Source organism: Psychrobacter sp. 1Y11, from assembly GCF_052259045.1.
Lineage (GTDB): Bacteria > Pseudomonadota > Gammaproteobacteria > Pseudomonadales > Moraxellaceae > Psychrobacter.
On sequence record NZ_JBQQER010000038.1, the window covers coordinates 1 to 505 of the forward strand.

General features: G+C 72.1%; 1 protein-coding gene. It reads left to right on the forward strand.

What is annotated here, in order from left to right; translation table 11 throughout:
* A partial coding sequence (locus tag ACTXGJ_RS12665) for a hypothetical protein (protein ID WP_443566165.1) occupies positions 1–505 on the forward strand: 505 nt, incomplete at both ends.

Genomic DNA, 505 nt, shown 5'->3' on the forward strand with positions numbered 1-505 from the left:
TGGAGCCGGACGCGCTCAAGACCGAGGTCAGGCGCCTGGCGCCCCTGTGCGGCCTTTCCTGCACCAGGGCCGTCACCCTGATGGGCAGCGTCATCGCCAAGGCCCGGCGCGCCGCCCAGGGCCATAGCGCCACGTACAAGAGGCGGTCCGTGGACCCCCGCTACCGCACCAACCCGCAGATGCTGGTCGACTGCTTCGGCGTCACGGTCGAGGAGGCCCGGGAGCTCGACCTGCGCGTGATCGCGCCCCGTGCCCTGAAGACAGCCCGGGAGGCCGAGCGGTCCCTGACCCGTCGCCGGGATGCCGGCGCGCAGGACCGCACCCTGATCCAGGCCCAGCGCCTCGCATTCGGCCGCTTCGCACTGGAGCGCAAGGCCGCCGGCACCCGGGTCGAGGACATCGCGTTCGAGGGCAAGCGCAGCGTGTCCTACGTCGAGAAGGCGATGCGGGAGGCCCGGGTCGTTGCCTCCATCGGGAAGGGACAGGTCAAGCCCAAGGCCGGTCG